At 65.6% G+C, this 26082-nt stretch carries 36 protein-coding genes and 1 pseudogene; 1 reads left to right on the top strand and 36 read right to left on the bottom strand.

Translation table 11 applies throughout. The features are described from left to right. Position 1 precedes the first annotated feature (1 nt). The 3 genes from DFLDMN_RS01650 to DFLDMN_RS01640 are packed head-to-tail and all read right to left on the bottom strand — an operon-like array spanning position 2 to position 2274. Entirely contained in the window at positions 2–1183 is a 1182-nt protein-coding gene (locus tag DFLDMN_RS01650) for a baseplate J/gp47 family protein (RefSeq protein ID WP_423196801.1), read from the bottom strand. Then, complete coding sequence (locus tag DFLDMN_RS01645; RefSeq protein ID WP_423196800.1) at positions 1183–1539, bottom strand: hypothetical protein; 357 nt, start codon at positions 1537–1539, stop codon at positions 1183–1185. Before DFLDMN_RS01645 ends, DFLDMN_RS01650 begins: the two co-directional genes overlap by 1 nt. A gap of 9 nt (positions 1540–1548) precedes the next feature. Further along, positions 1549–2274 carry a Gp138 family membrane-puncturing spike protein gene (locus DFLDMN_RS01640; protein WP_423196799.1) on the bottom strand — a complete coding sequence of 242 codons (726 nt, stop codon included), beginning with the start codon at positions 2272–2274 and terminating at the stop codon, positions 1549–1551. Between the two features lie 9 nt (positions 2275–2283). On the opposite strand from DFLDMN_RS01640, the gene DFLDMN_RS01635 reads away from it, so the two are divergent. Next, complete coding sequence (locus tag DFLDMN_RS01635; RefSeq protein WP_423196798.1) at positions 2284–2829, top strand: hypothetical protein; 546 nt, start codon at positions 2284–2286, stop codon at positions 2827–2829. An 851-nt stretch (positions 2830–3680) separates the two neighbouring features. On the opposite strand, the pseudogene DFLDMN_RS01630 reads toward DFLDMN_RS01635, so the two are convergent. The 33 genes and pseudogenes from DFLDMN_RS01630 to DFLDMN_RS01470 form a co-directional block, all read right to left on the bottom strand. Next, a pseudogene (locus tag DFLDMN_RS01630) lies at positions 3681–4121 on the bottom strand (hypothetical protein); the annotation flags it as partial. Then, a complete protein-coding gene (locus DFLDMN_RS01625) occupies positions 4121–4432 on the bottom strand; it encodes a phage baseplate plug family protein (RefSeq protein ID WP_423196797.1) in 312 nt (103 codons plus the stop codon). The pseudogene DFLDMN_RS01630 and the gene DFLDMN_RS01625, both read right to left, overlap by 1 nt. Further along, on the bottom strand, positions 4433–5017 hold the full coding sequence (locus DFLDMN_RS01620; RefSeq protein WP_423196796.1) for a phage baseplate protein: 585 nt from the start codon (positions 5015–5017) through the stop codon (positions 4433–4435). It abuts the gene before it with no gap. Then, positions 5014–6747: a phage tail tip lysozyme gene (locus DFLDMN_RS01615; RefSeq protein WP_423196795.1), complete on the bottom strand. Its 1734-nt coding sequence runs from the start codon at positions 6745–6747 to the stop codon at positions 5014–5016. The genes DFLDMN_RS01620 and DFLDMN_RS01615 overlap by 4 nt, the downstream gene beginning before the upstream one ends. After that, positions 6737–6928: a DUF6889 family protein gene (locus DFLDMN_RS01610; protein WP_423196794.1), complete on the bottom strand. Its 192-nt coding sequence runs from the start codon at positions 6926–6928 to the stop codon at positions 6737–6739. Before DFLDMN_RS01610 ends, DFLDMN_RS01615 begins: the two co-directional genes overlap by 11 nt. Beyond that, positions 6925–7374, bottom strand: coding sequence for a phage tail assembly chaperone (locus tag DFLDMN_RS01605; protein WP_423196792.1), 450 nt, complete (start codon positions 7372–7374; stop codon positions 6925–6927). The genes DFLDMN_RS01610 and DFLDMN_RS01605 overlap by 4 nt, the downstream gene beginning before the upstream one ends. Beyond that, positions 7374–7817 (bottom strand): phage structural protein, encoded by a 444-nt coding sequence (locus tag DFLDMN_RS01600; RefSeq protein ID WP_423196791.1) that lies wholly within the window; start codon positions 7815–7817, stop codon positions 7374–7376. Before DFLDMN_RS01600 ends, DFLDMN_RS01605 begins: the two co-directional genes overlap by 1 nt. 11 nt (positions 7818–7828) lie before the next feature. Beyond that, the gene (locus DFLDMN_RS01595) at positions 7829–9304 is read right to left on the bottom strand and encodes a DUF3383 domain-containing protein (protein WP_423196790.1); all 1476 of its coding nucleotides are present in this window, start codon (positions 9302–9304) and stop codon (positions 7829–7831) included. A gap of 10 nt (positions 9305–9314) precedes the next feature. Beyond that, the gene (locus DFLDMN_RS01590; protein ID WP_423196789.1) at positions 9315–9908 is read right to left on the bottom strand and encodes a phage neck terminator protein; all 594 of its coding nucleotides are present in this window, start codon (positions 9906–9908) and stop codon (positions 9315–9317) included. A gap of 3 nt (positions 9909–9911) precedes the next feature. Next, complete coding sequence (locus DFLDMN_RS01585) at positions 9912–10283, bottom strand: phage head completion protein (protein ID WP_423196788.1); 372 nt, start codon at positions 10281–10283, stop codon at positions 9912–9914. A 3-nt stretch (positions 10284–10286) separates the two neighbouring features. Next, positions 10287–10766 carry a hypothetical protein gene (locus DFLDMN_RS01580; RefSeq protein WP_423196787.1) on the bottom strand — a complete coding sequence of 160 codons (480 nt, stop codon included), beginning with the start codon at positions 10764–10766 and terminating at the stop codon, positions 10287–10289. Between the two features lie 28 nt (positions 10767–10794). Then, positions 10795–11178, bottom strand: a complete 384-nt coding sequence (locus DFLDMN_RS01575; RefSeq protein WP_423196786.1) for a DUF4054 domain-containing protein — start codon at positions 11176–11178, stop codon at positions 10795–10797. 42 nt (positions 11179–11220) lie between these two features. After that, the gene (locus DFLDMN_RS01570; protein ID WP_423196785.1) at positions 11221–11589 is read right to left on the bottom strand and encodes a hypothetical protein; all 369 of its coding nucleotides are present in this window, start codon (positions 11587–11589) and stop codon (positions 11221–11223) included. Positions 11590–11599: 10 nt separating this feature from the next. Next, positions 11600–12643, bottom strand: a complete 1044-nt coding sequence (locus tag DFLDMN_RS01565; RefSeq protein WP_423196784.1) for a DUF2184 domain-containing protein — start codon at positions 12641–12643, stop codon at positions 11600–11602. Between the two features lie 13 nt (positions 12644–12656). Beyond that, positions 12657–13151, bottom strand: a complete 495-nt coding sequence (locus DFLDMN_RS01560) for a structural cement protein Gp24 (protein WP_423196783.1) — start codon at positions 13149–13151, stop codon at positions 12657–12659. A gap of 12 nt (positions 13152–13163) precedes the next feature. Continuing rightward, on the bottom strand, positions 13164–14477 hold the full coding sequence (locus DFLDMN_RS01555; protein WP_423198501.1) for a DUF2213 domain-containing protein: 1314 nt from the start codon (positions 14475–14477) through the stop codon (positions 13164–13166). 5 nt (positions 14478–14482) lie between these two features. Beyond that, positions 14483–14638, bottom strand: a complete 156-nt coding sequence (locus tag DFLDMN_RS01550) for a hypothetical protein (protein ID WP_423196782.1) — start codon at positions 14636–14638, stop codon at positions 14483–14485. A gap of 2 nt (positions 14639–14640) precedes the next feature. After that, positions 14641–15351 (bottom strand): phage minor head protein, encoded by a 711-nt coding sequence (locus DFLDMN_RS01545; protein ID WP_423198500.1) that lies wholly within the window; start codon positions 15349–15351, stop codon positions 14641–14643. Beyond that, positions 15233–16807 carry a DUF1073 domain-containing protein gene (locus tag DFLDMN_RS01540; protein ID WP_423196781.1) on the bottom strand — a complete coding sequence of 525 codons (1575 nt, stop codon included), beginning with the start codon at positions 16805–16807 and terminating at the stop codon, positions 15233–15235. Before DFLDMN_RS01540 ends, DFLDMN_RS01545 begins: the two co-directional genes overlap by 119 nt. Then, the gene (locus DFLDMN_RS01535) at positions 16804–18225 is read right to left on the bottom strand and encodes a PBSX family phage terminase large subunit (protein WP_423196780.1); all 1422 of its coding nucleotides are present in this window, start codon (positions 18223–18225) and stop codon (positions 16804–16806) included. The genes DFLDMN_RS01540 and DFLDMN_RS01535 overlap by 4 nt, the downstream gene beginning before the upstream one ends. Next, positions 18185–18742 (bottom strand): helix-turn-helix domain-containing protein, encoded by a 558-nt coding sequence (locus tag DFLDMN_RS01530; protein ID WP_423196779.1) that lies wholly within the window; start codon positions 18740–18742, stop codon positions 18185–18187. Before DFLDMN_RS01530 ends, DFLDMN_RS01535 begins: the two co-directional genes overlap by 41 nt. Before the next feature lie 616 nt (positions 18743–19358). Beyond that, positions 19359–19988, bottom strand: a complete 630-nt coding sequence (locus DFLDMN_RS01525) for a hypothetical protein (RefSeq protein WP_423196778.1) — start codon at positions 19986–19988, stop codon at positions 19359–19361. Next, entirely contained in the window at positions 19989–20192 is a 204-nt protein-coding gene (locus DFLDMN_RS01520; protein WP_423196777.1) for a hypothetical protein, read from the bottom strand. Continuing rightward, entirely contained in the window at positions 20189–20629 is a 441-nt protein-coding gene (locus tag DFLDMN_RS01515) for an XF1762 family protein (RefSeq protein ID WP_423196776.1), read from the bottom strand. The genes DFLDMN_RS01520 and DFLDMN_RS01515 overlap by 4 nt, the downstream gene beginning before the upstream one ends. Continuing rightward, on the bottom strand, positions 20626–20820 hold the full coding sequence (locus tag DFLDMN_RS01510) for a hypothetical protein (RefSeq protein ID WP_423196775.1): 195 nt from the start codon (positions 20818–20820) through the stop codon (positions 20626–20628). The genes DFLDMN_RS01515 and DFLDMN_RS01510 overlap by 4 nt, the downstream gene beginning before the upstream one ends. After that, entirely contained in the window at positions 20817–21242 is a 426-nt protein-coding gene (locus DFLDMN_RS01505) for a recombination protein NinB (protein ID WP_423196774.1), read from the bottom strand. Before DFLDMN_RS01505 ends, DFLDMN_RS01510 begins: the two co-directional genes overlap by 4 nt. 187 nt (positions 21243–21429) lie before the next feature. After that, positions 21430–21993, bottom strand: coding sequence for a hypothetical protein (locus DFLDMN_RS01500; protein WP_423196773.1), 564 nt, complete (start codon positions 21991–21993; stop codon positions 21430–21432). 1 nt (position 21994) lies between these two features. Then, positions 21995–22852 carry a hypothetical protein gene (locus tag DFLDMN_RS01495; protein WP_423196772.1) on the bottom strand — a complete coding sequence of 286 codons (858 nt, stop codon included), beginning with the start codon at positions 22850–22852 and terminating at the stop codon, positions 21995–21997. Between the two features lie 7 nt (positions 22853–22859). After that, positions 22860–24251: a replicative DNA helicase gene (gene dnaB / locus DFLDMN_RS01490; RefSeq protein WP_423196771.1), complete on the bottom strand. Its 1392-nt coding sequence runs from the start codon at positions 24249–24251 to the stop codon at positions 22860–22862. Next, positions 24248–25306 (bottom strand): hypothetical protein, encoded by a 1059-nt coding sequence (locus DFLDMN_RS01485; RefSeq protein WP_423196770.1) that lies wholly within the window; start codon positions 25304–25306, stop codon positions 24248–24250. Before DFLDMN_RS01485 ends, dnaB begins: the two co-directional genes overlap by 4 nt. A gap of 2 nt (positions 25307–25308) precedes the next feature. Then, the gene (locus tag DFLDMN_RS01480) at positions 25309–25473 is read right to left on the bottom strand and encodes a hypothetical protein (protein WP_423196769.1); all 165 of its coding nucleotides are present in this window, start codon (positions 25471–25473) and stop codon (positions 25309–25311) included. Between the two features lie 8 nt (positions 25474–25481). Beyond that, positions 25482–25667: a hypothetical protein gene (locus DFLDMN_RS01475; protein WP_423196768.1), complete on the bottom strand. Its 186-nt coding sequence runs from the start codon at positions 25665–25667 to the stop codon at positions 25482–25484. Then, positions 25664–26047: an XRE family transcriptional regulator gene (locus DFLDMN_RS01470; protein WP_423196767.1), complete on the bottom strand. Its 384-nt coding sequence runs from the start codon at positions 26045–26047 to the stop codon at positions 25664–25666. The genes DFLDMN_RS01475 and DFLDMN_RS01470 overlap by 4 nt, the downstream gene beginning before the upstream one ends. Positions 26048–26082 lie beyond the last annotated feature (35 nt).

The following is a 26082-nucleotide window of genomic DNA, read 5'->3' as shown; positions in this document are numbered from 1 at the left end:
GTCAGGTCACCGTCAGCACGACGTCGTCGGGAGAGCACGTCGCCACCTGGTTGAACGCCAGCGCGACATCAGGTGCACCGGCGCCGCCCGGCCCGGCCAACGTCAGGCCGGTCAGCTTGAATGTGGTACCCCCGCCCACACCATTTGCCGCCGTGATCGCGTCCGCCCACTCGACGCTGCCCGACGTGCCCCCGCCGATGTCGACACCGTTGATATAGTCGGCCACCGCCTGCTTGATGGCGTTGCCCGTGATGGTCGTGTAGCCGGTGAGCGCCTTGAGCGATATCGCTACGGTAATGGCCGCATCCGAGGGGCGGAAGAAGCGGATCGTGATCGGCCTGCCGTACACATCCAGCACGACGATCGCCGTGGTGCCATATGTTCCGGAGCCGGGCGTCTTCTTCTCCGCGATCGCTGCCGCGATGGCGTCCGCGTCGCCCCCTTCGACTACCAGCGAAATGGAGTGCGCGGGCAGCCCGTTGCTATCCGTTGCGTTCGTGTCGTTCTCGTACGCGCGCAGTCGCGTGACGCCCGCAATGTTCGATACGGCGCCGACGATGCCATCCAGCACCGTGAGCGACGGCAGTGCCGTCGACACCGTCTGGCGCTGCCGCAACGCTGCATCCGACTCCACCGGTGCCCCCACAGCAGCATCAGCGGGATTGTTCACGGTCTGCCAGCCGCGCGTGGGCGTTCCGATCTGATTGATGGTACCGGCATCGGCCTCGATCGCGCCCACCGAAACGCAGGTGGCGGTAACCGTGACCTCTCCCTCTGGTGGAATGGTCACGGTGGCAGGAAGGGTCCACTGATTGTTGTTCGCGTCCTTGGCGATGCCGTTCGTGATCGTCGTACCAGCCTGACCAACGATGACCAGGTCCGCAGTGGAGAACGACGCGGCCTTGCGCGCGATGCCGTTGATCTTCACGTTGCTGGACAGGGCGTCGCCCTGGGCCGTGGCCGGACTGAACGACCGGTAGATGGCGATCGCTGTGGCATTGGCGTCGTTGATCGACGCGGCAAACACGGCGAGCAGCTGCCCGTCCTGGCTGTCCGCCTCGAGGTAGACGTCAGGCCCATAGATGCCACGGTACTGGTCCTGAAGGTATTGCAGCACCTCGGCATAGGTCGGCGCGGTGATGCCGTTGGCGTCAATCGTCGGCGCGGTGGTCGTGATGGCCATTACAGTGTCGCCTCGATCTGCACAGGGTCGCCCCCGTATTGAGTGGTGATGGTCGCGACGACGCGCAGCGCCCGCGTGTCGGCGTTCAGGTCGCTCGAATAGGCGGTCAGCGCGGTCACGCCCTGCGTAGCCAGAATGCGCTGGCGTATCGCGGCGTCGTACGTTCCGGCCGTGTACTTGCCGATGATCTGGTCGAGCGGCGTGCCCTCGGTGGTGTCGAGGAACCATTCGCCGCGGAACAGGCGCAGACGGGTGAGCACGGCCTGCGCGACCGCCTCCGGTACGTCCGTGTAGAAGTCGGTCTGCTGCCCGCCGAAGACGTAGTCGCCGTCAGCGTCGAGCTTGCGGTAGCGCATGGGGATTCCTCAGTTGACCGAGCCAGTATTGCCGCTGCCCGGCTGCACGCCGCTGTGCGTGTGCGCGTCATCGATGCGCTTACCGTTGGCGCGCACCTGGCCGGTGAACTGCGTATTGCCGTTGATGGAGAAGGCAGTCGGCGCCGCGCCGGCGTTCTGCACGGCCATCACCCCGGTCACTGTCACCGTCGGCGTGTCCAGCACCATGCCGCCAGGCGCGGTGACCTTCACCACCTTCCCGGCTGGGTCCAGGTCGACATAGGTAGTGCCGTCATCGCTGCGTAGCTGCGCGGTGGTCATGCTCACGCCTGAAAGCGCGCGGGGCACCGACCGGAAGCCGAGCAGCACGAACCCATCGGACAGGTCGTGCATGCGCAGCTCGGCCTGCTCCTGCACGCCGCCAGACTGCCACCAGGCGTCGATGCAGCGGCTGGCGAAGACCACCAGGCATTCGTCCCCCGCGGCGACCGGGAAAGTCAGTGTGCACCCGCCGCCTGCCGGGAACTGCACCGGGCAGTCCACCAGCATGGGCAGCGCCGTGCTGACGATCGCCCCATTTTGCTGGCGCACCTTCATCTTGATGGCCGGCTGCACCGAGCAGGTGGGCGGCCGGCCGGGCCCGCTCTGGAATGACTGTATGATCCCCGGCAAGGCGGTCCAGATCCCGGTCCGGTATCCGTCCAAGGCCTCCCGGAGGGCAACTTCGGGATCATTGACCCGTTCTCGTCTATCCATGGTGTCGCTATGAAGATCCTGGTTGCAATTATCCTGACGGCGACTGCAAGCCACGCGCTCGCGTTCGACGCAGATGCACTGACACAAAGCAATCGCGAACTGGCCGCGCAAAAGGCTCAGAAGCCCGCTTGGAAAATCAAGCAGGAGGCGGAGGACGCCGAGATAAAAATAAAGTCGTTCGATCCAAGCACCGCTGGTAGGACGGCCATCATCTTCGCAACGCAGATCGACGAGATCACCCCGCGTACAGCCATGGTCACCGTCCTATATCGCGACACGCCATGTTCCCTGCCGTTCGCCGACGCAAAGCACCTCCGGGCTGGGGAAACGCTATACGGGCGCGCACTCGTACCGGCCTGCTGGGGAAGGCTGGTGAGTCCGCTCAATGACGAGATCGTGATCATCACAAAGTTTGGTGATAGACGCCATGACTCGCTTATCAACTATGCCGAGATGAGGATCCTTCCCGACGGTTCAGGAAGGTTCATCAAATCGGCGTATTCGTCAGACGACTACCGCCGAAATGTCGACGCGTATCACAAAGCCCTTCGCTAGCCAAAGCGCTTGATCACGTTATCTGGCGGGACCTCGACACGATCGATAAATCCCTTCACCACGGTGGCGTCGACTGCGAGACATATCACCTCGGTGTAATACTCGTTGCCCCTCGTGTCGCCAGAGTGCTCGGCGATCATTACGTAGTAATAGCCGTCGTCCTGCAGCTTTGCCTGTAGGGCAATTCGTTCGTTCTCAACTTGCTGGCCGACGTTCAGGCTGTACTCGTACTGCTGCACGCTCTTGTTGTCGATCTGGATCAGCGTGCCGATCTTGACGCTGGGGTTCGTCAGCATCTTGATCGTGATGCCGTTCTGCGTCTGCTCGGGCAGGCCGACCATACCCGTCTCGGCAGTGATCACCGGGATATCGCCAGGCATGTAAGACGTCTCTGGCACCACGATCACCTTGCCGTCCTGAATGCTCCACACAGCCTGCTGCGAGCGCGCTGTCCAGCGCATGAAATCGCGCGCCATGCCGAACATCACCTTTCCGCGCGGCAGGCCTTGCAGCTCTACGGGCACCGTATCGGGAAGCGCCGCAGCGGCCTGCATCGCCCGCAGCTTCGCATCTTCACGCTGCCAGGTGGGCAAGTAGATCGTATTCACCTCCTTGCCTATTTCGATCGATTGGTTGATCAGGCCCAGCGATTGGCGCAGCAGCGCGGCCGCGCCGGCCTTGTCGCCCGCCTCGGCCAGATCCGCCGCCTGCTTATCCAGTTCGTTGGAGCGGGCCAGCAGCGCTGATCGTTGATTCAGCTTGTCATCGAGCACCTTGCGCGCTTCGTTGACCCTGGCCTGCTGCGCGGCAATCTCGGCCGCAGTCGGCTTCGGCGTCGCCGGCTTGCCCCACGGGGTGTAGCCGAGCGTCACGCCATACGGATTCATGGCCGTGCACGCCGCCGCCACGTGGTCGGCCGGCGTCGAGCCAGCGGACAGCGTGGTATTCACGATCGCGAAGTTGTAGGCGCTGTCGCCATCGGCGGCGGTGATGTCGAGGTAGGTATCGGTCTGGCTGTCGCGCCCGCGCCGCACCTGCTTGATCGTCCCGTCGAAAAGGATGCCGAAGTTGCCTTCGTATCCCGCCTGGATCACCAGCCGCGTGAATTCCTTCTCGATGCGTTGCTTGGTCGACTGCGAGACGTTGTACACCCGCAGCCGCGCGGAGTTCGGCGTCTGGAGGTCGCCGCGCTTGACCGTGTAGGTGCATCGCAGCTCCGACAGCTCAATTGCTGGCCCGGAGTCCTGCCCGACCAGGATTGAGACCTTGCGGCCGAATTGAGGAACGCCCATTACTCAGTCACCCAGAAGACATGCGATCCGATGCCCAGATCGTCGAACGTGGGCACGCTGTCGGGATCGACGGCGCCCTGCACCCAGATGCCGCCGGTAAAGCCAAGATGCCGGTATTGCCGCAGCAGGTTCACCCCGGTCACCAGCGGGATGCCGCCCACCAATGCCTGGTTGCTGGCGTCCGCGATATCGAGCACCCAGCCGGCGCCGCCAGCCTCGCGGTACTGGACGGTCAGGCGGTACTCCACGCCGCTGAGCGTGATCGTGAAGCGCTGCGGGTCCGGCGACAGGGGAATCTCGAAGGTGTTCATTCAGAAATCCCATACGATGGACGGTACCGAGCCGCCCGGGATCGGAACTGCCGGCAGCGCGGCCTTGACGCCGCTGATGATCGTCTCGGCGGTCGACTTCGGCTTGGCCTGATCCTGCTTCGGCGGCAGCTTGGTGACCTGCGTCTGCACGATCCGGATCTGCTTGAGCGTGGCGGTGACCGTCATTGCCGAACCGGTCTTCTGGTCCTTGGTCACCGCCAGCGACTTGAACAGCATGTCGCGGTAGATCCGAAGGGACGTCACTACATCGAACGGCTGCCGCGTCTCCTGAAGCGCCAGCAGCTGCGAGTAGACCGTGCTCACATAGTCGGCCTTGGGCAGTTCGCCGCCCTGGAAAATCGACTGCAGCGCGCCGGCCAGAGCCGAGAACTGCGAATTGCTCCACCCGCATTTCAGCGTCAGCTCGGGCTGGCGCTTAAACGCGTGGTCGTTGATCTCGGCGCCCTTCTCGACCGGGTGCTCGGTGATCTGCACCTCGTCGAGGTGCGATTCCTCTAGCTCCACGCCGATCGTGATGGGCCCGATCTTCTTGGGCACCATCGTGATGAGGTCGAGAATGCTCACTGGTAGGCCCCTTGGATGTTGCGCACCATGTCACCGTTCACCTGACTCTGCGCGTCGGCCACCGCGCGGCCAGCGGCAGCCGGGTCGGAAACGCCGTACACGTTCACCGTGGTCTGCTGTGACAGATCTATGGCCGCCCGGCCCCGCAGCGCAGCTTCCCGAGCCTTGTCTGCCTCTTCCTTACCCGGCCGCTCGTAGTAGCGCGACACGATCTCTCCCGCCTGCTGCGCGTTCTGCGCCGCACGCAGCAACTGGCCCGCCCGCCGCTCGGCACCCTGCGTCAGCTCGTAGTGAACGAACTGCAGTTGCTCCATCAGCGACGATTCCCGGATGTCCTTGCCGGCCCAATCCTTGAAATTCGCCTGGCGGTCCGGATGCCACTGCGCCGCGCCATACGCCCGGCCGTTGTCCCCCTCCGCGCGCGGGTCCAATTGGCTCTCGCGCACGAGATTGGACACGATCCCGACCGCCTGATCGTGGTTCCATCCCATACGCTGGAAGAAGCCCACCGCGTCCACCGCCGTGCGGGGCGGCTTCTCGGGTTGCCCGGCGGCCGCGCGGCGGCGCGCAAGCTCCGCGTCCTCACCCTCGTTCAGGCCTCCGCTGTACAAGGCCAGCCCGGCCCCGCCGAGCAGGCGCCCGAGGAAAGGCAGTGTCCGAGCGATCCACCCACGAGTCGCGACGGCACCGGCAGCACCTGCCGCGCCAGCAGCACCGGCGGCGGCACCACCAGCACCAGAGGCAGCACCGGCAGTTGCCGCGGCGGCGCTGGCCGTGCCGAGCGCGCGCACGGCGGCGACCATCTTCCAGATTCCGGAGACGATCTTGAAGCCGCCCAACGCGCCGAACGCGCCCACCAGCAGCGCGATCTTTGTCGACCAGCCGTCCGTGGTCTTGTCCAGGTCGACGAACATGTCCGCCAGCCAGCGCAGCGGCGGCCCGACGACCTCGACCGCGGCCAGGATGGCCTTCGCTACATCAGCCACCCTCTCGGCGATCTCATCCGAATGATCCGCAAACCACCGCTGGAATCGTTCGAGCAGCGGCCCGATCTTGCGCAGCAGCGCGCCCTCCACCTTGATGGCGAGGTTCTCGAACGTGGCGCCCAGCTCGCGCAGCTGCACCATGAAGCGGTGCGAGTCCTCGGCCGCCTTGTCAAGGCCGCTGTTCCGGGACATTTCCCGGTACTGCTTCATGAAACGGTCGAAATCGCCATTGCGCATGGCGAGCAGCAGATTCTCGTCGATGCCGAGAACGTTGCCATACTGGCTCGCCAGCCAGGTCGGCTTGCTGGCCAGTTCCTTGCCGATGTCGGCCAGGATGTCGACCGTATCGCGCAGCTCGCCGTTGGCGTCGCGCGTCTGTACGCCGATCGACGCGAGATACCCTTCGCTGGCCGGGTTGTTCCGCAGGAACTTCGCCAGGCTCTCGACGGCGCCGAAGGCCGTCTCCGACGTGATGCCAAGGTTGCGCGCAGCAAAGGCGAATGCCTTGAGGCTTGTAGCCGCGGCGCCGGTGCGCTGCGAGACGAAGTACAGGTTCTCAAGCTTGGACGCCAGCGCGGAGACGCCCACGCTCACGGTCAGCGCCGACGCGCTGAGCGTCGTCACCAACTGCTTGACGCCTTTGGTGGCCTTCTCCACCCCGTCGTTGAACTTCTTCAGGCCCTTCTCATCGACCTGGAATCCCAGCGCGACCAGAAACTCGCGGATGATGTCCTTATTGGCCATGCTGTCGTTCCTGCGCGATGCGGCGCGCGGCCGCCTGGTTGTCTGCCCGCACGGCCAGCGCGTCGTTCATCAGCGCGATGTCTTCCAGCCCGAGCGTGCCGTCCAGCAGCGATTCGTACTTGCACATGCCCTCGGCCACCGGCGCGAGCAGCCAGTCCTCGCCGCCCGGCAGGTGCCTCACCCAGCCTGTGCCGCCGGATCCGGGCTGCTCGCTTGGCTGGTAAGCAGCCCTTGAATAAAAGGGCCTAGGTTGGCCACGACGACCTGCACCACCAGCGGCAGGATGACACCCATGTCCATGTCGTCGAACATGAGGCGCTTCTGCTCGATGGCCCACACGCGGGCCCACCCGGTTTCCTGCCACCGCTGCACCGCGGACAGGCACGTGCCGACCACATACTCGGCGTCCTCGTCCTTGAGGCCGGCCAGGCCATCGGCGAGCGGCTGCAGCGCCGTGGCCAGGCCTTCCAGATCATCACCGCGGTCCACCTTGCCGCGCAGGCTCAGAAACACCGGGATGAGCGCCGGCACGATCGGCGCGATGCGGCGCGACACGTGCAACTGCTGCATGGCGCTCAGCCGGCCAATCGAATACCGGTTGCGCCCGAGCTCGATCTCACGGCCCATCAGTAGCTCCCGAGGATTTCGTCGATGCTCACGCAGTCGAAGACCCACTCGACCGTGCCGCCGTCCTGCGCGTAGGTCAGGTCCGGCACCTTCTTGAATGCGCACTGCACGGCCACCACCAGGTCGCCGGCGGCTGACTGGCTGACCGTGATCACGTTCTTGCCCCACAGCGCGCTGCCGAGCTTCTGGCCGTTATACAGCGCCATCAGCGTCTTGTTGACGGGGGCCGTCTTCAGGTAGCGCAGCGTGATCTGGCCGGAGCTGTCAGCGTGCAGGCTGTGCATGCCCTCGCCGTCGGCGCCGATGGTCATCACGTTCTTGTCGTTTGCCATCGCGACGGTAATGCCCTCCTGCGCGGTGGCTTCGCCGTAGCCCAGCGAGAAAGAGCCGCCCGGGCCCGTGATGGAGGCCTGGACGTCGATGAAGGAATAGGTTCCCGACATGGTTTCCCCTATCAGCGGTTCACGTTGACCAGGATGTCAACGGTATGGATTGCGCCGGCTTCCTTGGCGGCGATCTGGAACGGCACCGACTTGCGCGCCTCGCGGTCGGACTGCGACTGCAGCGCGATCGGCGGCGCATAGACGTAGTAGCCCTTGGCCAGCGTGTCGCCCTGGCTGATCGCGCCGAAGCCCCCGGAGTTCCAGACGCCCGGCGCCAGGTAGCCGTTGTTCACCGCGGCGTCGCACGCGCTGGTGATCACGGCCGCGATCAGCGCGTTGCCGGCGTCGGTTTGCGGAATCTTGGTGGTGCTCTGGTACAGCAGGTTGTACACATCGGTCTGGATACGGTTCTGGAACCAGATCGAGTTGTAGACCGAGTCGATGAAGATGCCGCTCGGCGTGACGCCGTATTGGATGATCGCCGTGTCGTTGTTGTAGGCGACGAAGACGTTGCCGCGCTTGTCCTCCAGCACGTTCGCCTGCGTGCTCGACAGGTTCTCCGGCACGATACCGGGCTCCTGCTTCCACATCAGCGTGATGGTGGTGTTGTTCGCGTTGAAGTTCGTCGTGAGCAGCCGGCCGAACATCGAGGCCGCGGCGTACGCGCTGGTGCTCGACCATTGCGAGAACGAGTACTTGTAGCCCTTGGCCTTGAAGCGCGACAGCAGGTCGGTGGTCGTGGTCGCGTCCAGCGCGCCCGGTTCCTGCGAGGTGGCGCCGTAGAGGTGCTTCTGATCGGCCTCGATGAGGTCGGCCACGGCCACGTGCTGGTCGTTCGTCAGGCTGGTGTCGGCGAACAGCACGCCGAGGAACTTGTTCGCAAAGCGGTCGAGGAAGATCGACACGCAGGCGTCCGGCGTCTCCGCCACGATGCCGCCCACCGGCGCCGAGGCGAGCCCGCTGGTCAGGCCCAGCATGGCCGAGATGTCGGTACCGCTCGCGGGCGCCGTCGCATAGCCGACCGTCGAGGAAGCGCCAGTCGTGTCGGACGTCACGACGAACTGCGACCCGTTCCACACGATCGAGGCGCCCGTCAGCGCCGCGTCGATGACGCTGGCGACGCCGTTCAGGTTCGTCTCTTCGGAGAAGTCCAGCGCGGTGAGCGACTTTTCGCTGCCATCCACCGTGATCTTGAAGCCGCCGGCGGTGACTGCGGTCCAGAGATCCATCTCGCGCTGTGCGGTCGACAGCACGGCGCCGCGCAGCGAGCCGGCGGTGGCCGTCTTCGCCCAGCGGCCGATGCTCAGCTCGGACGGCTGGGGCGTCTGCTGGAAGTACAGCAGAGCGGCGAGGTATTCCGGTGCGCTGGTACCGAAATCCGCCGCCACTTCCGCGATCGTGCCGTACGACCGCATGCGCTCGTTGGTGTCGATCACCGCGGAGGCGCCCAGGAAGACAGCCGTATTCAGGTTGGCGCCTTGGGCCGCCAGCGGCGACATGTTGATGGTGACGTTGATCAGCCGCGATACCGGCAGTCCGTTGGACATGGTGATCCCTCTACTGGTCGATGATTGTCGTGCCGGCTACCGGCGGCACCGAATCGGTTGTGTGTTGAACTTCGGCGGACAACAGGTTGAGAACCGGGTAGGTCCGGGTGATCTTGCGGCGCAGCGTCAGCGTCAGGTCATAGCGTCGCACCCACTGCTGGTTGACGAAGTCCGGCGCCGCCCTGATGCCGCTGGCGGCGATAAACCGCATATCGGCCGCGCCGAGCGCTTCGCTGTTCTGCGGGATTGCCATGCCATCGGCCAGGCGCTGGGCGTAGCCCTTCGCGTGCGGGCCGTAGAAGGTGCACAGCAGCTCGATCTCCTGATGCCGGATGTACGTGTCGCTGCCCTCGCCGGCCGGATCGTGCTGGATGACCGGGCCGGCGTCGTTCTCCTGATGAGGTATGCCGATCGCACACCAGTCGGTACCGGGCTCCGGCTGCTTGGGCACCACCGGCTGCCAGCGCGGCCGCACCAGCGACGGCGGCAGGCCTGTCACGCCGGCCACCAGCTCCTGCAGCAGGTCGTCGAGTGCATCGTCATCGAGCGGCGGCGATGCGACGGCTGGTGCCAGCGGTCCGCCGGTTGCGCTCGTGTTGGCCATGCTTTACCCCGAGAGTGGCTTCAAATCACAGGTGGCGGCGACGAAGCCGCGCCCGAAGTGGCTGTAATCGTTGACCGCCGATACGGTGTAGGTGCGGCCCTGCCACACGACTTCGTCGGCATCGGCGCCGTCGCCCCCGTCGCGCAGGCGGAACGGCGTATGCAGGGTGATCGAGCCGGTGATCCTGCTGCCATCCGAGCCGCGCGTCAGCACGTCGCCAGCATCGCTGGTCACGACCGCGGCGAACGGTGTGTCCGTCGGCGTGTTGGTCGCCCGCCCGTGGTCATCGACCGACTGCGTCATGCGCCGGCACTGCAGCCCGGTGTCCATGAAATCGGGGTCGAGCAGGATGTCCGTGACATCGAGGAATGCCATCGGTTACCCCTTCTTCCGAATGACGTACGTGATGCTGTTGCGCAGCTGGCCCGTGTCGATCAGCGGCACGGTGCCGGTGCGCCCGCGGCGCCGGCGCGCGGCCAGCGTCGAGTCCTTCAGTTGTGGCGCGATGCCGCTGTTGATCTTCGCGCGCACGCTGTTCTGCGCGGCCAGGCCGGCAGAGGCCATGCGCTTCTCCGCGCGAGGCAGGTCGCCGTCGAGTGCCGCCTCCACAGCCTTCTGCAACTGCGGGACGGTCTTCTCTTCGGCCGACGCAACGCCCGGCACGAGGAACGGCCGCGCGGGCAGATTGTTCGCAGGCGAGCCGGTCTCTTGGATGTAGCCGATGGCGGCATTGCTAAGCGGCTCGTCGTCCTTGCGCTCCGGTGCGCTGTCGGGGATTCCGACCAGCACCTGCTTATCGACGAGCCCGCTGATCGACTCGAGTACTTCCTTCAGTCGATCGGTCTTGATGAAGCCCATGGGATTCTCCCGATGGGCCCGCGCGCGGCTACAGTTGCATGCCGCCCGCGCCCATCATTTGCGCCAGCGTGGCATAGCGCACGCCGTAGGTCGTCAGGTTCCAGAAGCCCGCGCCATCGATGGTGGCCGCGCCCGTGTCGTAGCCGGCGCTGACCTTGTCCACTGCCTTGGACGACAGCGGGCCGGTCATCTGCCCGGGCACGCCGCCGATCGCCGCCGCCTGCTGGTCGCGCTGCGCGAGCACCAGGTGGTGCGCTGCCACGAGCTTGATGCCGAGGTCGGTCAGATCGCCCCAGCGGCAGGGATTGACCAGCTTCTCCCCGACCATCAGCCACAGGGCCACCTGGGCTTCCGGGTAGGCCTCGGTGTCGTCAAACTCGGGGAAATCTTCGCGAAACTGGTCAGGTGTCATGGTCGGGTCAGGGAGATGCCCACGAGGGGCATCTTACCCTGCTCACTTCTGCTGCTTGCCGGACTGCTGCTTCGCTTCCGCCGCCTTCTCGCGCTCGGTGAGGGCCGCTTCGCGCGCGTCGAGCGCCTCGGCGCGCTTGGCCAGGTCGGCCTCGCGGGCTTCCGTCGCCTTCTCGCGCTCGGTGAGCTTGTCGGCCTGGGCCTTCAACTCCTGGGCCTTGCCTTCGAGCTCGGCCATCAGTTCCTCGGCCGCGCCGGCATCGGTCGGCACCGGCTGATCGCTGGAATGCGCCTTGGCATACCAGTGGTCGTGGAACTTCTCCGGCAGCACTTCGCCGACGGCGAATTTGTGCTTCTCGCCCTCGTGCTGCAGGGTGAAAGCCTTGTGGACGTATTTGGTCTTGGTCGCCATGCGCTTCCCCTTAGATGCCGTCGCGGTAGCCGATCAGCTCGGGGTACACGACCTCGACCACGCCCAGGCGACCGAAGTAGGTCGTCAGCTGGCGCAGATCGCGGTATTCCAGCGGCGTGCGTTGCAGCGGCACCATCGGGAAGCGGACTTTGTCCTGTTCCTTCGTGTAGGCCATCATGCGGTCCGCGCTGGCCGTGCCGCGCTGGTACAGCCATTTGAGCGGCTGGATATTCAGCGGCCTGCCGTTGATCGAGTTCGAGATCGTGTTCTGCTTCACGTACTCGAGCACGCTGATATTGCCGGCGTCGCTGACCTTGCGGCTCACCAGCGTGCCGAACTTCACCGGCGGCAGGCGCAGCTCGCTCGGGCACACGGCGTATGCCGACGCACCCCACACGCTGGTCAGCAGCTCGTTGATGTCCGCGACGATCTCGTCCGGCGTCGTTGCCGGGTCCGACCAGTTGCCGTTGGCCGCATTGCTGACGTTCGTCACGGCGGTATTGTTCACCAGGCCGGTCACGCCGAGCACGGTATCGCCGATGTACACCTGCTCGTCGATATCCATGTTGTGCTTGAGCTGCATGCCCGTGAACTTCTGCTGGTCGACCGGGCGTCCCAGCTTCTGGGCCGATTCCAGCTCGGGAATCGTCCAGCCGACCTGCATGCCCCACAGCGTCAGCGGATTGGCCGTCTTGCCGATGTCCAGGGCAATGCCCGCGATCGCGGAAGCGTCCTTGCCAATCCACGACTTGCCGCCGGGCGACGGGCCGCCAGCAGCAGCAAACGACGAGTTGGTGAACGACGAGGTTTCGTCGGCAATCGACACGTCCTCGCGGAGGTCGATGTCGCGCGACCAGGTGACCGACGCCAGCGGCGCGTGCAGCGTCTGGTCAAGCCGCTCCAGCTCGCCAATCAGGAATGCACCGGTGCTGTCGATCGTGCGCGAGTCGAACGTCAGCATGCTGTCGCGCGTGCGGGCGCGGATGATGGCCGGGGCGTTGACCATGGCGATCGCGGCTGCCGCGGCCATGCGCGGAACGATGATTTTGCTCATTCTGTGTTGCCCCTTAAATGTTGAACGCGATTTCGACGTTGCCGTCGGCATCCGCCGCCGACATGAACGACGCGCCGGCCATGATGACCGTGTTGGTGCTGTCGGCGACGGCCTCGATGCCACCGATCGGCTTGCCGGCCGCGGCGTTGGCCACGCGCACGTAGACCGTGCCGCCCAGCGCCGGCGTACCGGCGTTGTTCTTGACGGTCATGTAGCCGCGGCGCATCACGTCCGCGACACCCTTGGTCGGCGGCGTGGCCGTGCCCAGCGGCTCGGAACCGTTACCGCCGGTGGTCGGATACGGGCGCACCAGCAGGCCGTAGATGACCGTCGCGGCGTCGCCGCTGGCCACCGGCACGAACTTGCCCGATACGATCTTGCCCGGCACGCCGTAGGACGGGAACGGCAGCGACGAGTTGAAGATCTGCGACTCGACCGTCGCTTGCGACTGGCGCGAGATGTCCCCCGGAATGCCCGAGGCCATGCGATACAGGATTGCGTTGCCCATGTGCGGGACTCCTTAGTGAGCGGACCGGTCGGCCCAGAATTGCGAGTTGCGCTTGTTGATCTCGGCAACCGTGGTCGGCTTGCCGAAGTCCTTGGTCTTGGCGGCGCTGTCGTGCGCGCGGCCGTTGTTCTGGGCCTTCATCAGCTCGCTGGCGCCCATGAAAGCCGCATGCACCAGCGCGGCCGGCAGGCGCTCGAAATCCGCCTTCGCGCCGCCCAGAAACGGGGAGATCGCCGCCTTGCCGGCTTCGGTGCCGTAGGCATCGCCGAGCGCCTTTCGCTGGCACTTGCAGAGCGCGGCCGCGCGGTCCTTCGTCGAGGTCGCGGCGTCCAGGGTCGGCAGCTTGATGCCCGGCGACAGGATCTCGGCGCGCGACGGGATGCTGGCAGCCGAGTCGCCGGTGTAGAGGTCGACTTCTGCCTGGTTGAGCGTCGGCGCCGTCTCGGGCTTCGTCAGATCGCCGTCGTCGCCGGTCTTGCCTTCCCTCTCCTTGGCCTCGCGCGCCTTGCGCTCTTCCTCGGATTCCTCGTCGCGAGCCTCGATCTTGGCCAGGCGGGAATCCAGAGCCTTGACGGTTTTCAGGATCTGGCTCAGCGCGTCGCCAGTCTTCGCCTCGCGTTCCTCGGCTTCGCGCTTCTTCTGCTCTTCCTCGGACTCATCGTCCATGGCCTTCTGCCCTTCCTCGATGGCTTCCTGCACGGCGGCCTCGTCTTTGGCCCGCAGCGCCGTCATGAGGCGGTCCATCCAGGTGCGCTTGCCCGCCGGCTTGCTGTCTTTGGTCTTCATGTCTTCGGGTTCCTTATCGCCGATCGCGCAGCGCGGGCCGCAACGGCCGTGCTCGACGAGGGCTACGTGGTTGACAACGATGTTCCGCTGTACCCCGCGGCCGGGTGATACCTGCTCGTAGTCGGCCTCATATCCGAGGCTGACTTCGTCAATGCGCTTCTTCTGGATCGCGTCGATTGCGTCCTGGCTGGTGACCAGCAGATCGGCGATCAACAGGTCGTCGGCGATGCCCGCGCCACGGCGCAGATTCAGCATCGAGCCCTTGCCCAGCGCGGCGAAGTTGGCCGGGGTGACGAAGTCTTCGGGATGGTCGAGCGTGACCGGCTTGCCGATGCAGCTCGCCATCGTGGCGTCGCGGAACACCTCTTCGGGCGTCCGGCTGATGCGGATCAGGCCGTCCGGGCCGGGCTCGACGGGCACCTCGCCGGGGCCGTACAGCATCTCGCCGGTGCGCGCGACGGGCACCTCTTCGCAAAGCAGGAAGCCCTCGGGCGTCAGTGAGCGCTTGGGGCCGAGCTTCTGAACGGTGTAGAAGCGCATTGCCATCAGTTGCTCTCCCAGACGATGCCGAACAGCTTCCGCCGCTTGCCGGCGCGCACGTAGACGCAGAAGCCGAGCACGGACACATGCACCAGGTCGTCGAACTTGGAGGCCCGCAGCACGCCGGGGATGCGCACCGCGGCACGTTGGATGGTCATCATGTTCAATCCTCGGGAATCACAGGCTCCGGATAGCACCGGCAGCCATATATGCACCCAGCGTGAGCGCGCCGCCCCGTCCGCTTGTCGGCGATCGGCGGCGAATCCCAGCGGATGAACTTGCCTTCCAGCTCACGGTGGTCTTCACGCACGTCGCTGTCGCCGGAGGTGCGCCAGATATAGCCCTCCGACCCAACGTGCAGCGCGCGCGCCTCGGTCAACGTCGAAGCAGTGCGCCCGACCTCGGTGCGGGCGATCAGATCCGCGCGGCTCTCCGCAACTTCGCCGGAGCGCTGAATCTCCTTCGAGATGGCCGACGCGCGCGTGCTGTTCTCGATGCCTTCCAGCGTCAGCCTGTGCACCCGCTGGGCGGCGTCGAGCGGAATCGACTTGATCAGCGTCACCTGCTCGGCCAGCAGCGCCTGCATGGCCGCGCCAGTCGGGGCGGTCCGGATCTCAGTGCGCAGCGCGCGCGACAGCTCGCGGGTGTATTCCGCCCATGCCGCCTCATCGCGCCGGTTCACCTCGCGCAGCATCGTCTGCGCGGTCGCCGCGGCCCATGGTGTCAAGGCCTCGGCGTACGCGCGCAGTACCTGCTCAATCGTCGGCAGTGCGGCCGGATCGCCAGGCGGAAAGCCATTTACCAATCCGCCTACCTGCCGTGCGACCTGCCGAAGCTGCGTCCTGTACAGCCTTTCCGGTCCGCTGGTCTTCACCGGGTTCTGCCGGCGCTTCTTGCGGTCGATCGTCAGGGCCAAGGTCCAACTCCGGGGCGGGCGGCGGTTCGTTCTCCGCCTCCGTGATCTGCTCGTCGGTGATGCTGGTAAAGATGCCGGTGCCGTGGCTCGACTGCCGCAGTTCCTTCATGGCGGTCGAGCGGTCGACCAGGTCAGCGTCGTACGCCGCGGTGACCGCTTCCGCTACCGTCTTGGCGTTCTGCGCCTTCTCGGTGTCGGAGAGCTGCCACAGCGACGTGAACTGGTAGGCAAAGCCCTCGGGCGGCGCCATGCCCAGTTCGGAGCGGATCAGCACGTCATAGAGCCGCGTCACCGGGCTGCGCAGGCGCCGCTCCTGCTGCTGCTTCGTGTTGTCGTAGTAGGTCCGCAGGTCGGACTCGCCCGAGCTGTTCAGCCCGGCCGGCGACTGGCCGAACAGGCGCACCAGCGGAATCTGCGACGCGCCGGACAGCTGCTGGCCGAACTGCATGAGCACGTTGTCGAGGCCCGAGAATGTGTACTGGTGCGCTTCGAACTTGTCCTTGGCGTCGAGGATCGTCATGCCCTCGTTGCTCTGGAAGCGCCGGATCATCTCGATGTGAGCGAGCAGACCTTCCAGCGCGGGCCCGCCAGAGGCAATGATCTGCCGCAGGCCCTCGATGCTGATCGTGCGCAGGTGCGCCTTGTAGACCAGCTGCGCCGCGCCCACCGTCGTGCTGTCGAACGCCACCAGCCGGTCGATCAGCCGCTCGATGACCGACTGGCCCCACAGGTTTTCGGCGATCTTCTGCCAGTACGGCAGGTCGACGCCGTCGATCCGCAGCACGCGGCTGTAGTGGATCCGCTGGCGCCGCAGGGCCATGCTGTCGGCCACCACGTCGTAGTAGCGCGGCATGCCCATGTCCGGGCCCATCTCTGTGACCAGGTCCTCGAGCGATGGCTGCACCAGCCAGCGGTCCAGCACGAACAGGCCCTTGAACTGGTCCTTGCCGATGGACTCGATCCGCAGCGGCGTGGCCGGGTTATGCCCGTCGATCAGCATCACCGCCAGCGCGCCGCCGTAGAGGCGCGACCATTTGATGGTGTCGTTGATGCGGTCCCACAGCGCCATCCGCTCGAAGGCGGTGTTCAGCTTCGCCTGGTCGGCAGGATCAAGATCCGAATCGATCTCGGTGCCCTGGCGCGTCATGTCGTCGGCCACGCAGTCCACCACCGCGCCGACCACCCACGACGAGCGGTACATCGCCTCCAACTGGATGCGATTGCGGCTGGTGAAGTCGAAGCCGTACGTGAACTGGCTGGCCTGGTTGGCCGTGCCCAGCCCCACGCGTGCCTCGAAGTTCTGGAAGCTGTCGGCGCTGAGCCAGCGCTTGCCGGAGGCCCGCGCCTGCTGCATGGCGGCGGTGGGCACGCCCATGCGTGCATCGCGCACGGTCTTGCGGTCTTTGCGTTTCATTGTCCGAGCTTCGCCCAAGTTTCGAGGGTCCGGTCGCCCGGCGCGTAGCACATGATCAGGCCGTCAGCGATGTTCGGCGACGGCTTCGGGCCGCCCTTGCGGTTCGGCTTGGCCAGGTCTTTCTTGCTCTCGACCTTCACGCGGCCGTTTTCATCGAACTGGCGCCGCGGCGTGGCCAGCTCATCGATCAGCTTGTCCAGATGCGGGCACGCGCTGTCGAGGCTGATCAACTGGTCGTCGGGAAACTGCATGCCCCGCTGCACGGCGTTGTGCGTGTTGCGGAACCGGTCCGCCACCATCCACCAGGCCTGCGCCTTGATGTTGGAGAACTGGTCCTTGTTGGTGATGTCCGGCTGCTGGTAGATGTCGTCCGGCTGCCAGACCGCACCGCCTGCATTGAACTTCTCGTAGTGCACCTGGTGGACATCGCCCTCGGCGCGCCGCGCGGCATTGATCTCGCCAAACTTCGCGCCAGCCATGGCGCCGACGCCGATCGAGTCGTAGGTAATGCCGGCACCGCGCTCGCGCGCCGCCGCGTACGTCCGGGCGCAGCTCTGCAGCAGCTCGTCCTCGCCAGCCTTCCACTCGTCGGCCCACAGCACCACAGACCCGTGCGCATAGACGTTGGCGCATTTGTCCGGGCCATCGTCGGCCACGTCGAAGCCGATGCGCTTGCGCCCGGCCGGCGCGAAGCCCAGCTTCTTGTGGGCATCGATGGCCGACAGGATCCACGACCGCTTGATGACCGCGCCGTCGTCATCATCCTTGGGCACGCCCAGGTAGATGTGGGCGAACTCTTCCGGGTCTTCTTCCTTCGCCGCGTTGATCACGCGCAGCATCGTCTCCGACAGGAACGGGTTCTCGTCGTAGTTGATGTGGCGAACGATCGTGTCTGGCGGCGGGTTGAGCACGAAGCGCCGGTAGACGAAATCCGTGGCCAGACGCGGGTTGAAGATGATCCAGATTTGCGACCCGGCCTTCCGGATCGTCGGTTCAAGAATCTTCCACTGTTCCTCGGTGAGGTTGTGCGCTTCCTCGATCCAGAGGATGTCGATGCCTTCCAGCGACTTGATTTCGTCGATCGACCGCCACAGCCCGTAGAACAGGAACTCGCTCTCGGTCTCGCGCCCGATGATCTTGTTGTCGAGGATGCGGAACTGTGGCGTCAGGTCAAAGCGGCTGATCTGCGCCTTCAGCAGCGTGTAGACCGATTCCTCGATCTTGTTCTGGAACTGGCGCACGCACAGCACGCGCAGCTTGTAGTTCGCCGTCAGGAACGTAGCGAATCCCGCGGCATCCCATGACTTCGTCGAGGCACGGCCACCCACGAGGACACGGTTGCGAGCCTTGGCCAGCCAGAACGGGCGCAGCGCCGGATTAAGCGTCGGCCGGTTCGGCAGGATCAGAGGACTCGCCATAGAAGTGGTTCAGGCCGGTGGGCACGGGCTTCTTGCCGCGCCCTGCTTCTTCGAGCGCTTCCTTGTTGGCGCGCAGCAGGTTCAGGCCAATCTCGCTCGCGCCGTTGGCCAGCTTCGTCAGGGCCGAGATACCCATCAGCTGGGTGGCGCTCTTCTTGAGCGGGTCTGCATCGTCAATCTTCTCGACCTGCTGCGCGGCGATGCCGGCCAGCCGATGCGCGGTCATGGCGCCGTACCGTGCAGCGCCAGCCAGGTGTTCCGAGATGTCCTTGAGCGAGTCAGCCAGCGACCGGGCGGCCATTTGTTCCGAAACATTGAGTTTCGAAAGAGCGCGCTCAGTCTCAACTATCTGATTCGCAACGGTTTTTATCGTTTCGTTACGTTTCGAGAACCGGACAGAGATGGCGGTCTTGCTTACCTTGTACTCGCGCGCCAGCGCTGATGTCGATTCGCCGGCCAGCAGGCGTTTGCCGATCGTCTCCCATTGGGCGTCGGTCAGCTTCGAGGGACGTCCCATGGTGTGTGCTTCCAGAAGAATGAAGGGGCAACCCGCCCACCGCCGAAAATGCCCTGCGCCCCACAGCCATGCACAGGTAGGAGACCGGCTTGTCACCGCGTCGGGTTGCTGCCGGTGTTATGCCCCACCGCCGGCCGGGGGTGCGCGTTGCGCGCGGATGAAAGGGTCAGCGCGGAACCGTCCTTGACGGCGGCCCTTCAGGCGCTGGAGGTGGTGCGCTGCTTTTGCACTTCGGCATGGGCGGCGGCGGTATGGAAGCTGGCTTCCAGTCCCGAATGAACTCTTCGGCGCGCGCGACTGCCTCAGCCTCCGTAGGCCCACACTGGTGGCAGATGCATGCCGAAACGCGAACCCCGAAGGGGGCATGGTTGGACTTCGGTCTGAACCGAAACGACCACCCCGCCTCACGTCGGAACTGCATATTGCAGACGCAGCAGTCGTGCCAGCAGAACAGCGGCCACAGGCGTTCGACCAGCCGCGGCCGGGGCTTCGATCTGCGCATGCTGGCTCCAATGAAAAAGCCCCGCGCGGCGTGAACCGGGCGGGGCTTGGCTGAGTCTGGGTGGAATCTACATCGCTTGTTTGAAAAACGCAAGGGGATTTTCGGCGCTATCCCTTACGCAGCAACAGATTGCGCCGACTCGCATGCTGCACGGTCCGGCACGAGGCCGTGGGCCACGAATGACGGCTCCAGCCGCTCGAGCGCCAGCGCTTCCAGCGACCGGAAATTCTTCTCCATCCACTTCGCCGCGCGGAACACGCGATCGGTGCCGACCTTCCCTTTCTCGGCCAGGTCACGCAGGCTGTAGCCATCGCGCTGCTTGCGCGGCAGGTAGTGGCGGACGACCAGGCTGGCGATCAGGTTCAGCGCGGTCAGCCCGCAGGACCGGCGCGCATAGACGGCGAGCCGCTTGCACCCTTCCACCTTGTCGGTGCCGTGGCCATAGCGCGCCAGCACGACGGCATACTCGGGCGACGGCAGCCGGGTCTTCGCCGCATCGGTGACCATCGCGTACTGGGCGCGCATCTCGTCCATGGTCAGCCGGTCCGGGTCATAGTCGCCGCCGGCGACGGCGCCGCGCAGCTCGGCCAGCCATTTCTCCTGCGCGGCCGTGGGCTCGTCGATCGCCTCGAGCAGCTGGATCAGCATGTTGCGGAACGGCGCCTTCTGCCGCGGCGGCATCGACAGCACCAGGTAGGAAACGTGCAGCGCGTGCGAGACGTCTGCGAACAGCGGTTTGTCCATCTACTTCTCCCCGATCATGAAACTCTGGCAGCGCTGGCCGTGCGCTCGCCTCTTGCCACCCGACAGCAGCTTCGTGCACACGGTGTGCGTGGTGCCCATCAACTTCGCCGACTTCTCGTATGCGCAGCCCTTGCAGCTGCGCGCCTCGTTGCGCTCATAGACCTCTGCCGGGTCGCGGTAGCAGTAGCTCGGCAGAACCGTCATGCGGCCTCCCATCGCAGCTTGGCCTGCAGTGGGTGCGTGTCCACGCGCGGCCGGCTCGGGCAACTCCAGCTGCCGCCGTCCGTCTCGGCCACGACCTTCCAACCGGCGGCACGCAGCGATGCACCGCCCTCTTCGCGGAGCGTGTAGGTGATCAGCTTCCGATAACCCAGTGCTCGTGCCGCGCGCCATGCTGCCGCGTACAGCATCGAGCAGGCATTGCGATGTCCGTCGGTGCAGAGCCGGTTCACTTCGAGCGTCCAGCCGTCGTCCAGCGCTCGCGAGACTGGCCGCCCGACCTGGGCGACGCCCACGACAGCGCCACCGGCCGAGACGGCGACGCAGAACTTGCACCCAACAGGCGGCCGGTGATGGCGGTGATGCCGCCGCACGAACTCGTTGGCTTCGGCGAACGTGATAGGCACGATGGTGAGCGTCATTCGGCATCCCGGGCGTGCAGCGTGCGCACGCGGTTGTCCTTATAGCGGTCGAACGTCTCGCGGCGCCAGGTCTCGTAGTCCGGTTCCTCGATGACATCGCCCTCGCCGATTCCGCCCATCCGGCGCAGCGCGTAGGTCACGGCCAGCAGCACCGCGGCGAGCGCCAGCAGCACGATCAGGATGGTGTTCATGGATGCGTCCCCCCGTCGAACGACACGCCGAACTCGTTGGCCACATAGGCCTGCACCTTGGTCACGTACTCGCTGAATTCGCTGACCGACATGTCGGATGTGGATTTGCGGCGGTTGAAGATCTTGCCGCCGGGCAGCTTGAGCTCTTCGCGCGGCGCGAACTCTTCGGCCAGCATCTCGTGCCAGGCCGACTGGCTGAACTGCTGGCCGTCTACCCACACCTGCTCGGCCACGTCGCGCAGCACCACGCCGAAGTAGAAGGCGTTCTGCTCGGCGGTCCGCTTCTTTTCCTCGGCGGTCACGATCAGCCGCAGCGGCTTGCCCCGCTCGATGTAGGTTGCCGCGTTGGCCTTGATGAAGGCGACCACGAACGGCCATACGCCCCGGTTCTTGAGCACGAACTCGCGGTAGAGGGTCGCCATGGTTCACACCTCCGGCCGGGCCAGCCGCAGCCCTCGCCACATGGGACAGCTCGACGCGCGGTGCCCGTAGCACTCGCACCGGCAGCAGAAATCGCGTGCATCGCTCATGGCAGCAGGCTCCAGGCAACCGGCACGCCGAGGGTGACCGCGATCACCAGCGCGCCGAAGATCAGAAACAGTTCTTCCATCAGATCTCTCCCATGCCATACAGCGCGCGGACCAGCGCGTGCTGCGTCGTGTTGGACTTCCCGCTCTTCAGCGCCTGCCGCACAACGTTGCGGAGCAGTTGCGCGACGTACGCGAGTGGGTCTTCTTTGCGCTGGCGCTCGCGAAATCGGCGCGACACCTCCGCGGGAGACAGAACCTTGGGCCGCGGTGCATTGCGTCCCGGCACCGGCAGCCAGTACGGCACCGGAGCGCCATGGCCTGCCACCCAGCGCGCAACGTGCGCCTGCTTCTTGCGCCGGCGCTCGGCCATCAGGCAGTCGACGGTGTGGCGCGCGGCGCCGGTGGCAGCGGCCAGCTCCCTGGTCGTGCGCGGCACGCCGTCAGCGCACACGCGCTGGATGGCGATCCAGGTCGGCGAGCGCTCGGCGGTGAGCGGCTTCGAGCCGAGGCCCATGGCCTTGGCCTTGTGGAAGACCGTGTCTCCCGTGCGGCCAAGGTGCGCGCCGATGACCCGGTACGACTGGCCGGTGGCCACGAGGTCGCGCAGCATCTGCTCTTCGGCGGGTGTCCAGCGGGCGGCCATGTCACGCCTCCTGCTGCCGCGCGTACTCGAGCAGCGCCAGAGCATCGCCGTGGTTGTCATCGATGACGCGGTGGCCGCGCGCGCGCATGGCGGCGATCACGGCTTCCTTCTTCGCGTTGCCCTTGCCGGTGGCGGACTTCTTGATCGTGCCCACCCCCACCCCGACCAACTGGATGCGGTTGCGGTCGGCGAACGCCTGCAGGAATGCCTCGAAGCCGCCGTACACGTGGGCGGCCAGCGTGTTGGGTTGATCCCTGGGGCCGTGCGCCATGACGATCTCGTAGTAGATCGCCTGCAGCTCGCCGGCCGCGCGGTACTGTTCGCCCAGCCATGCCTGGAACTTCAGCCAGCGCTGGCCCGGGCCTTCGTTACGGCGCGCGGCGAACGATTCGCTGCCGCTGCGCACCTTGCCGTCGCGCAGGCCCAGTGCCCAGCCCGTTTTCGTGCCGAGGTCGAGCGCGAGGATGTTGGCGTTGCAGGCGGGCGATGCCATGGCCAGAACCATCGCGGGACCGTCCGGCAAGCCATTCCAACTCGCTCGAGTCGGCAGCGGTGTGGGTGGAGGCTCGTTGATGCGCGAAGGCGTACCCACATCTGCGTGCTCGGGATTGGCAAATTTCTCGTAGCAGAGGCATACATCTCGACCTTTGAAAAAGCAATTCGGGCAACGTTGGTTGAGCGGTGGGCCTGCGGGATCCACCGTCAATGCGACCTCGGCGTCGATCGCAGCCCTCGCCTTCGGTGCCAGTTCGCGGTGCGCGAGCGCCTCCTGCACGAGCCGGTCGGCGCTCTTGCGATCTCGCGGAAACGGCCACTTCGCATCGTCGGCCTTCGTGATGGTCTCGAAAAGGTCGGTCATGGGGTCCTCACAGTTCGGCGGCAATGCCGCGCTTGCGCGCCGGCGGGCCGGCGTTGATGGTCGGCAGCGGCCCCGACCACTCGGCAAACTTCGTCACGGCGCCCTGGTACAGCAGCGGCACGTCGCCGAGCGCGCCATTGCGCTGCTTGCGGATCAGCACCTCGGCGTAGCCCTTCAGGTCGGGGTTGTTCGGGTCGTACATCTCCGGGCGGTGGACGAACATCACGACGTCCGCGTCCTGCTCGATGTCGCCGGAGTCGCGCAGGTCCGACAGGATTGGCCGCTTGTCCGGGCGCTCTTCGTTCTTGCGGCTGAGCTGTGCGAGCGCGACGACCGGGATGTCGAGCTCCTTGGCCAGCGACTTCAGGCCGCGCGAGTAGGCGCCGATCTGCTGCGTGCGCATCTTTTCCTCGCCGCCGGACATCAGGCCAAGGTAGTCGACGATCAGCACGTCGAGCCCGTGCCGCCGCCGGTGCGCCTTCGCTTTGGTCTTCACCTCGAGCAGCGACAGTGCGGGCGAGTCGTCGATCGCGAAGGTCATGTTCCCGATGTTCTGGATCGCCCACGTCATGCGCGGCCAGTCGCTGTCCTCAAGGCGGCCACTGAGCAGCCGCGAGAGGCCGATCTTTCCGCGGTTTGCCACGGCCCGCGCGACGATCTCGCGGTCGGGCATTTCCATCGACAGCAGCAGCACGCTGCGGCCGGCGTGGGCGATGTTCAATCCGACGTCGGTGGTCAGCGCAGTCTTGCCCATCGACGGGCGACCAGCCACGATCACCAGGTTGCCCGGGTGCAAGCCGCCGTTCAGCGCGCGGTCGAGCGATTCGATGCCGGTCGAGATCGATGGATCGACGCGGCTGTGGTACCGCTCGTCCACCTCTTCGACGAACGCGGTCAGCAGCTCGGCGATCATCTTCGGCTCGCGGCTCACCCCGACCTGCGCGAGGTCCGCGAGAAGCGACTGCGCCCTGTCCACGATTTCGGCGCCCTTCATCGGGCCCGGCGTCTCGACGAGCTCCAGCACCTTACGCGCGGCGGCCGCGGTCTCGCGCATCAGCGCGCGGTCGCGCACGATCTCGGCGTAGCGCGAGATGTTCGCAGCGGTCGGCGTGCGCTGCGCCAGCTCGGTCAGGTAGCCCAGGCCGCCCGCGCGCTCTTCCACGCCGTGCGTCTGCAGGAACTCGTACACGGTCACCACGTCGGCCGGCTTGTTGGCCGTCACCAGCCGCACGATGGCGCGGAAGATCATCCGGTGGTCATCGCGCCAGAAGTGCGCTTCCGCCAGGCCGTTGAGGCGGTCGATGGCGTCGTTGTCGAGCAGAAGGCCACCGAGGACGGCCTGTTCGCCTTCGACGCTGTGCAGCGGCCGGGCCTGCGGCAGATCGTCGGGCGCGCTCATGCGGCTTCTCCCTCGTGGTACTTGCCCTCGCGGATCTTCGTGAAGTTGGCGAGCTTGCAGATCCATTCGAGGTCAGCACGGAACGGTTTTCGCCCAGGCTGCGTGTAGGCACGGCCCGTCAGGAATTCGGACTCGGCGACGTACGCGAAGAACTTCCGCCAGTAGTCGAGACTCTGGCGCTTCGGGTCTTCGCTCCAGCGAGCGCGCAGGTGCTCGGCACGAGTCGGCGTCCACTCACGAATCTCCGGACACATGGGCAGGATCTCGTGGTAGAGCGCGATGATCTGCTTATGCGGGCAGGAAGGCTTGCCCGATTTTTCGATGTCCTCGGCTTTGTGCACGAGGACGAGGTCGGTAGCGGGGACGCTATCGACGACCACCACGTTAGTGGTGGTTGGGTTTAATAGATCCCCTCCACTCCCCTCCACTCCCTTCCCTTCCGTAGGCGAGTCACCATCGAGACACCGTGCGTCACCTTGCGTCACCAGTGCGTCACCGGCACCGATTTTCCGCTTACACGAAGCGCACACTAACCCGTAACCCTTGTATTCCTGCGCCTCATCAGGTGACACATAGGTGACGCGTGCCAACGTGACACCGGGTGCGTCACCGCACTGGTGACACGTGTCACCTCGAAACTCGCGCAACTTCTTCAACAGCAGTTGGCGCTGCTTCCCACCCAGTCTTTTGTGGTGACGCGCGTCACCTGTGTCACCTGCGTCACCATGTGTGTCACCTGTCGGGTGACGAAGCGTCGGCTGGTCGATCCTCTGGTGGTGCCAGCCAGTGACGTGCCAGAACTCGCGGCCGTCGACTTCATACTCGACCAGCAACTGCTGCTCGATCAGTTCGTCTACCCACTGCATGACCGTGGCCGCGGTAACGTCGTCGCCAGGCAGGACTTCAGCCTTGAGGGTGATCGCGCTGGCGGGATGGTTGCCGCCGTCGTCGCAGAAATTCCACAGGCCTATGAAGAGCAGCCGCGCGTCGCGCGACACCCCCATGACCTGCTCGGAGGTCCAGTATTCAGGTTTGATGGAGCGGATTCTGGCCATGGCTACTTCTTGCTCCCCGCCGCCGCCATCTGCTGCAGCTCGGCGATCGCTTCCTTGGCCTGGGCGCACAGGTGAAGGCGCACGTCCTTCGTCTCGGCGACCGTCATGCGGTGCAGCAGCTCGTGGATCCAGCCCACGTGCGCGCGCTCGGCTTGCTGTGCGTCCATACGGCCCCTCAATGCTTGGTGTTCTGTTCGGCCAGCAGGTCGCGCATGCCCACGATCTCGAAGGCCTGTGCCACCACCGGGTCCTGCGTCGCCTCGGCAAGCGCCTTGGTCAGCTCGATGTCGTCTCCATCGCAACGCCCCACTGCGTCTTCCATGGCCTTCTGGGCCACGTCGAGCGCTTCTTGATAGGTCATGCACCCCTCGCTGCCACCACTGCTTCAAAAATGGTCAGTTCCCCGCGGTGCATCAGGTACTGGCTCAGGATCCGGTTGCCGAGAACGGCCTCGACGGCATGCAGCTTCTCGGCAGGCAGCGGCCGGCGCGGGTTGCCCTTCGCATTGAACGGCTCGCGCTGGAAGTACTCGCCGACGTGCTGGTTCTGCAGACCGGCCATCACGGCGAGCATCTGGAACGTCAGGCTCGGATTGGCGCGGTTTTCCCACGCCAGCGCGCACGCGTCGCGAAACGTCCCGCAACTGGCGATAACAGCGTCCGGAAAGAAGCGCCCGGCGCTATGCTCATAACCCTGAAACCCTTTGCCAGAGCCGGTTTTCGGCTGTTCGGCTACCCGCATTTGCTCTTCTCCTGATTGGGAAATTCAATCGAAAC

The sequence above is a fragment of the Cupriavidus sp. H19C3 genome, from assembly GCF_049393815.1.
Classification (GTDB): Bacteria; Pseudomonadota; Gammaproteobacteria; order Burkholderiales; family Burkholderiaceae; genus Cupriavidus.
Note: the sequence above shows the minus strand (reverse complement) of the source record. Positions and strands in the feature narration are given on the sequence as shown.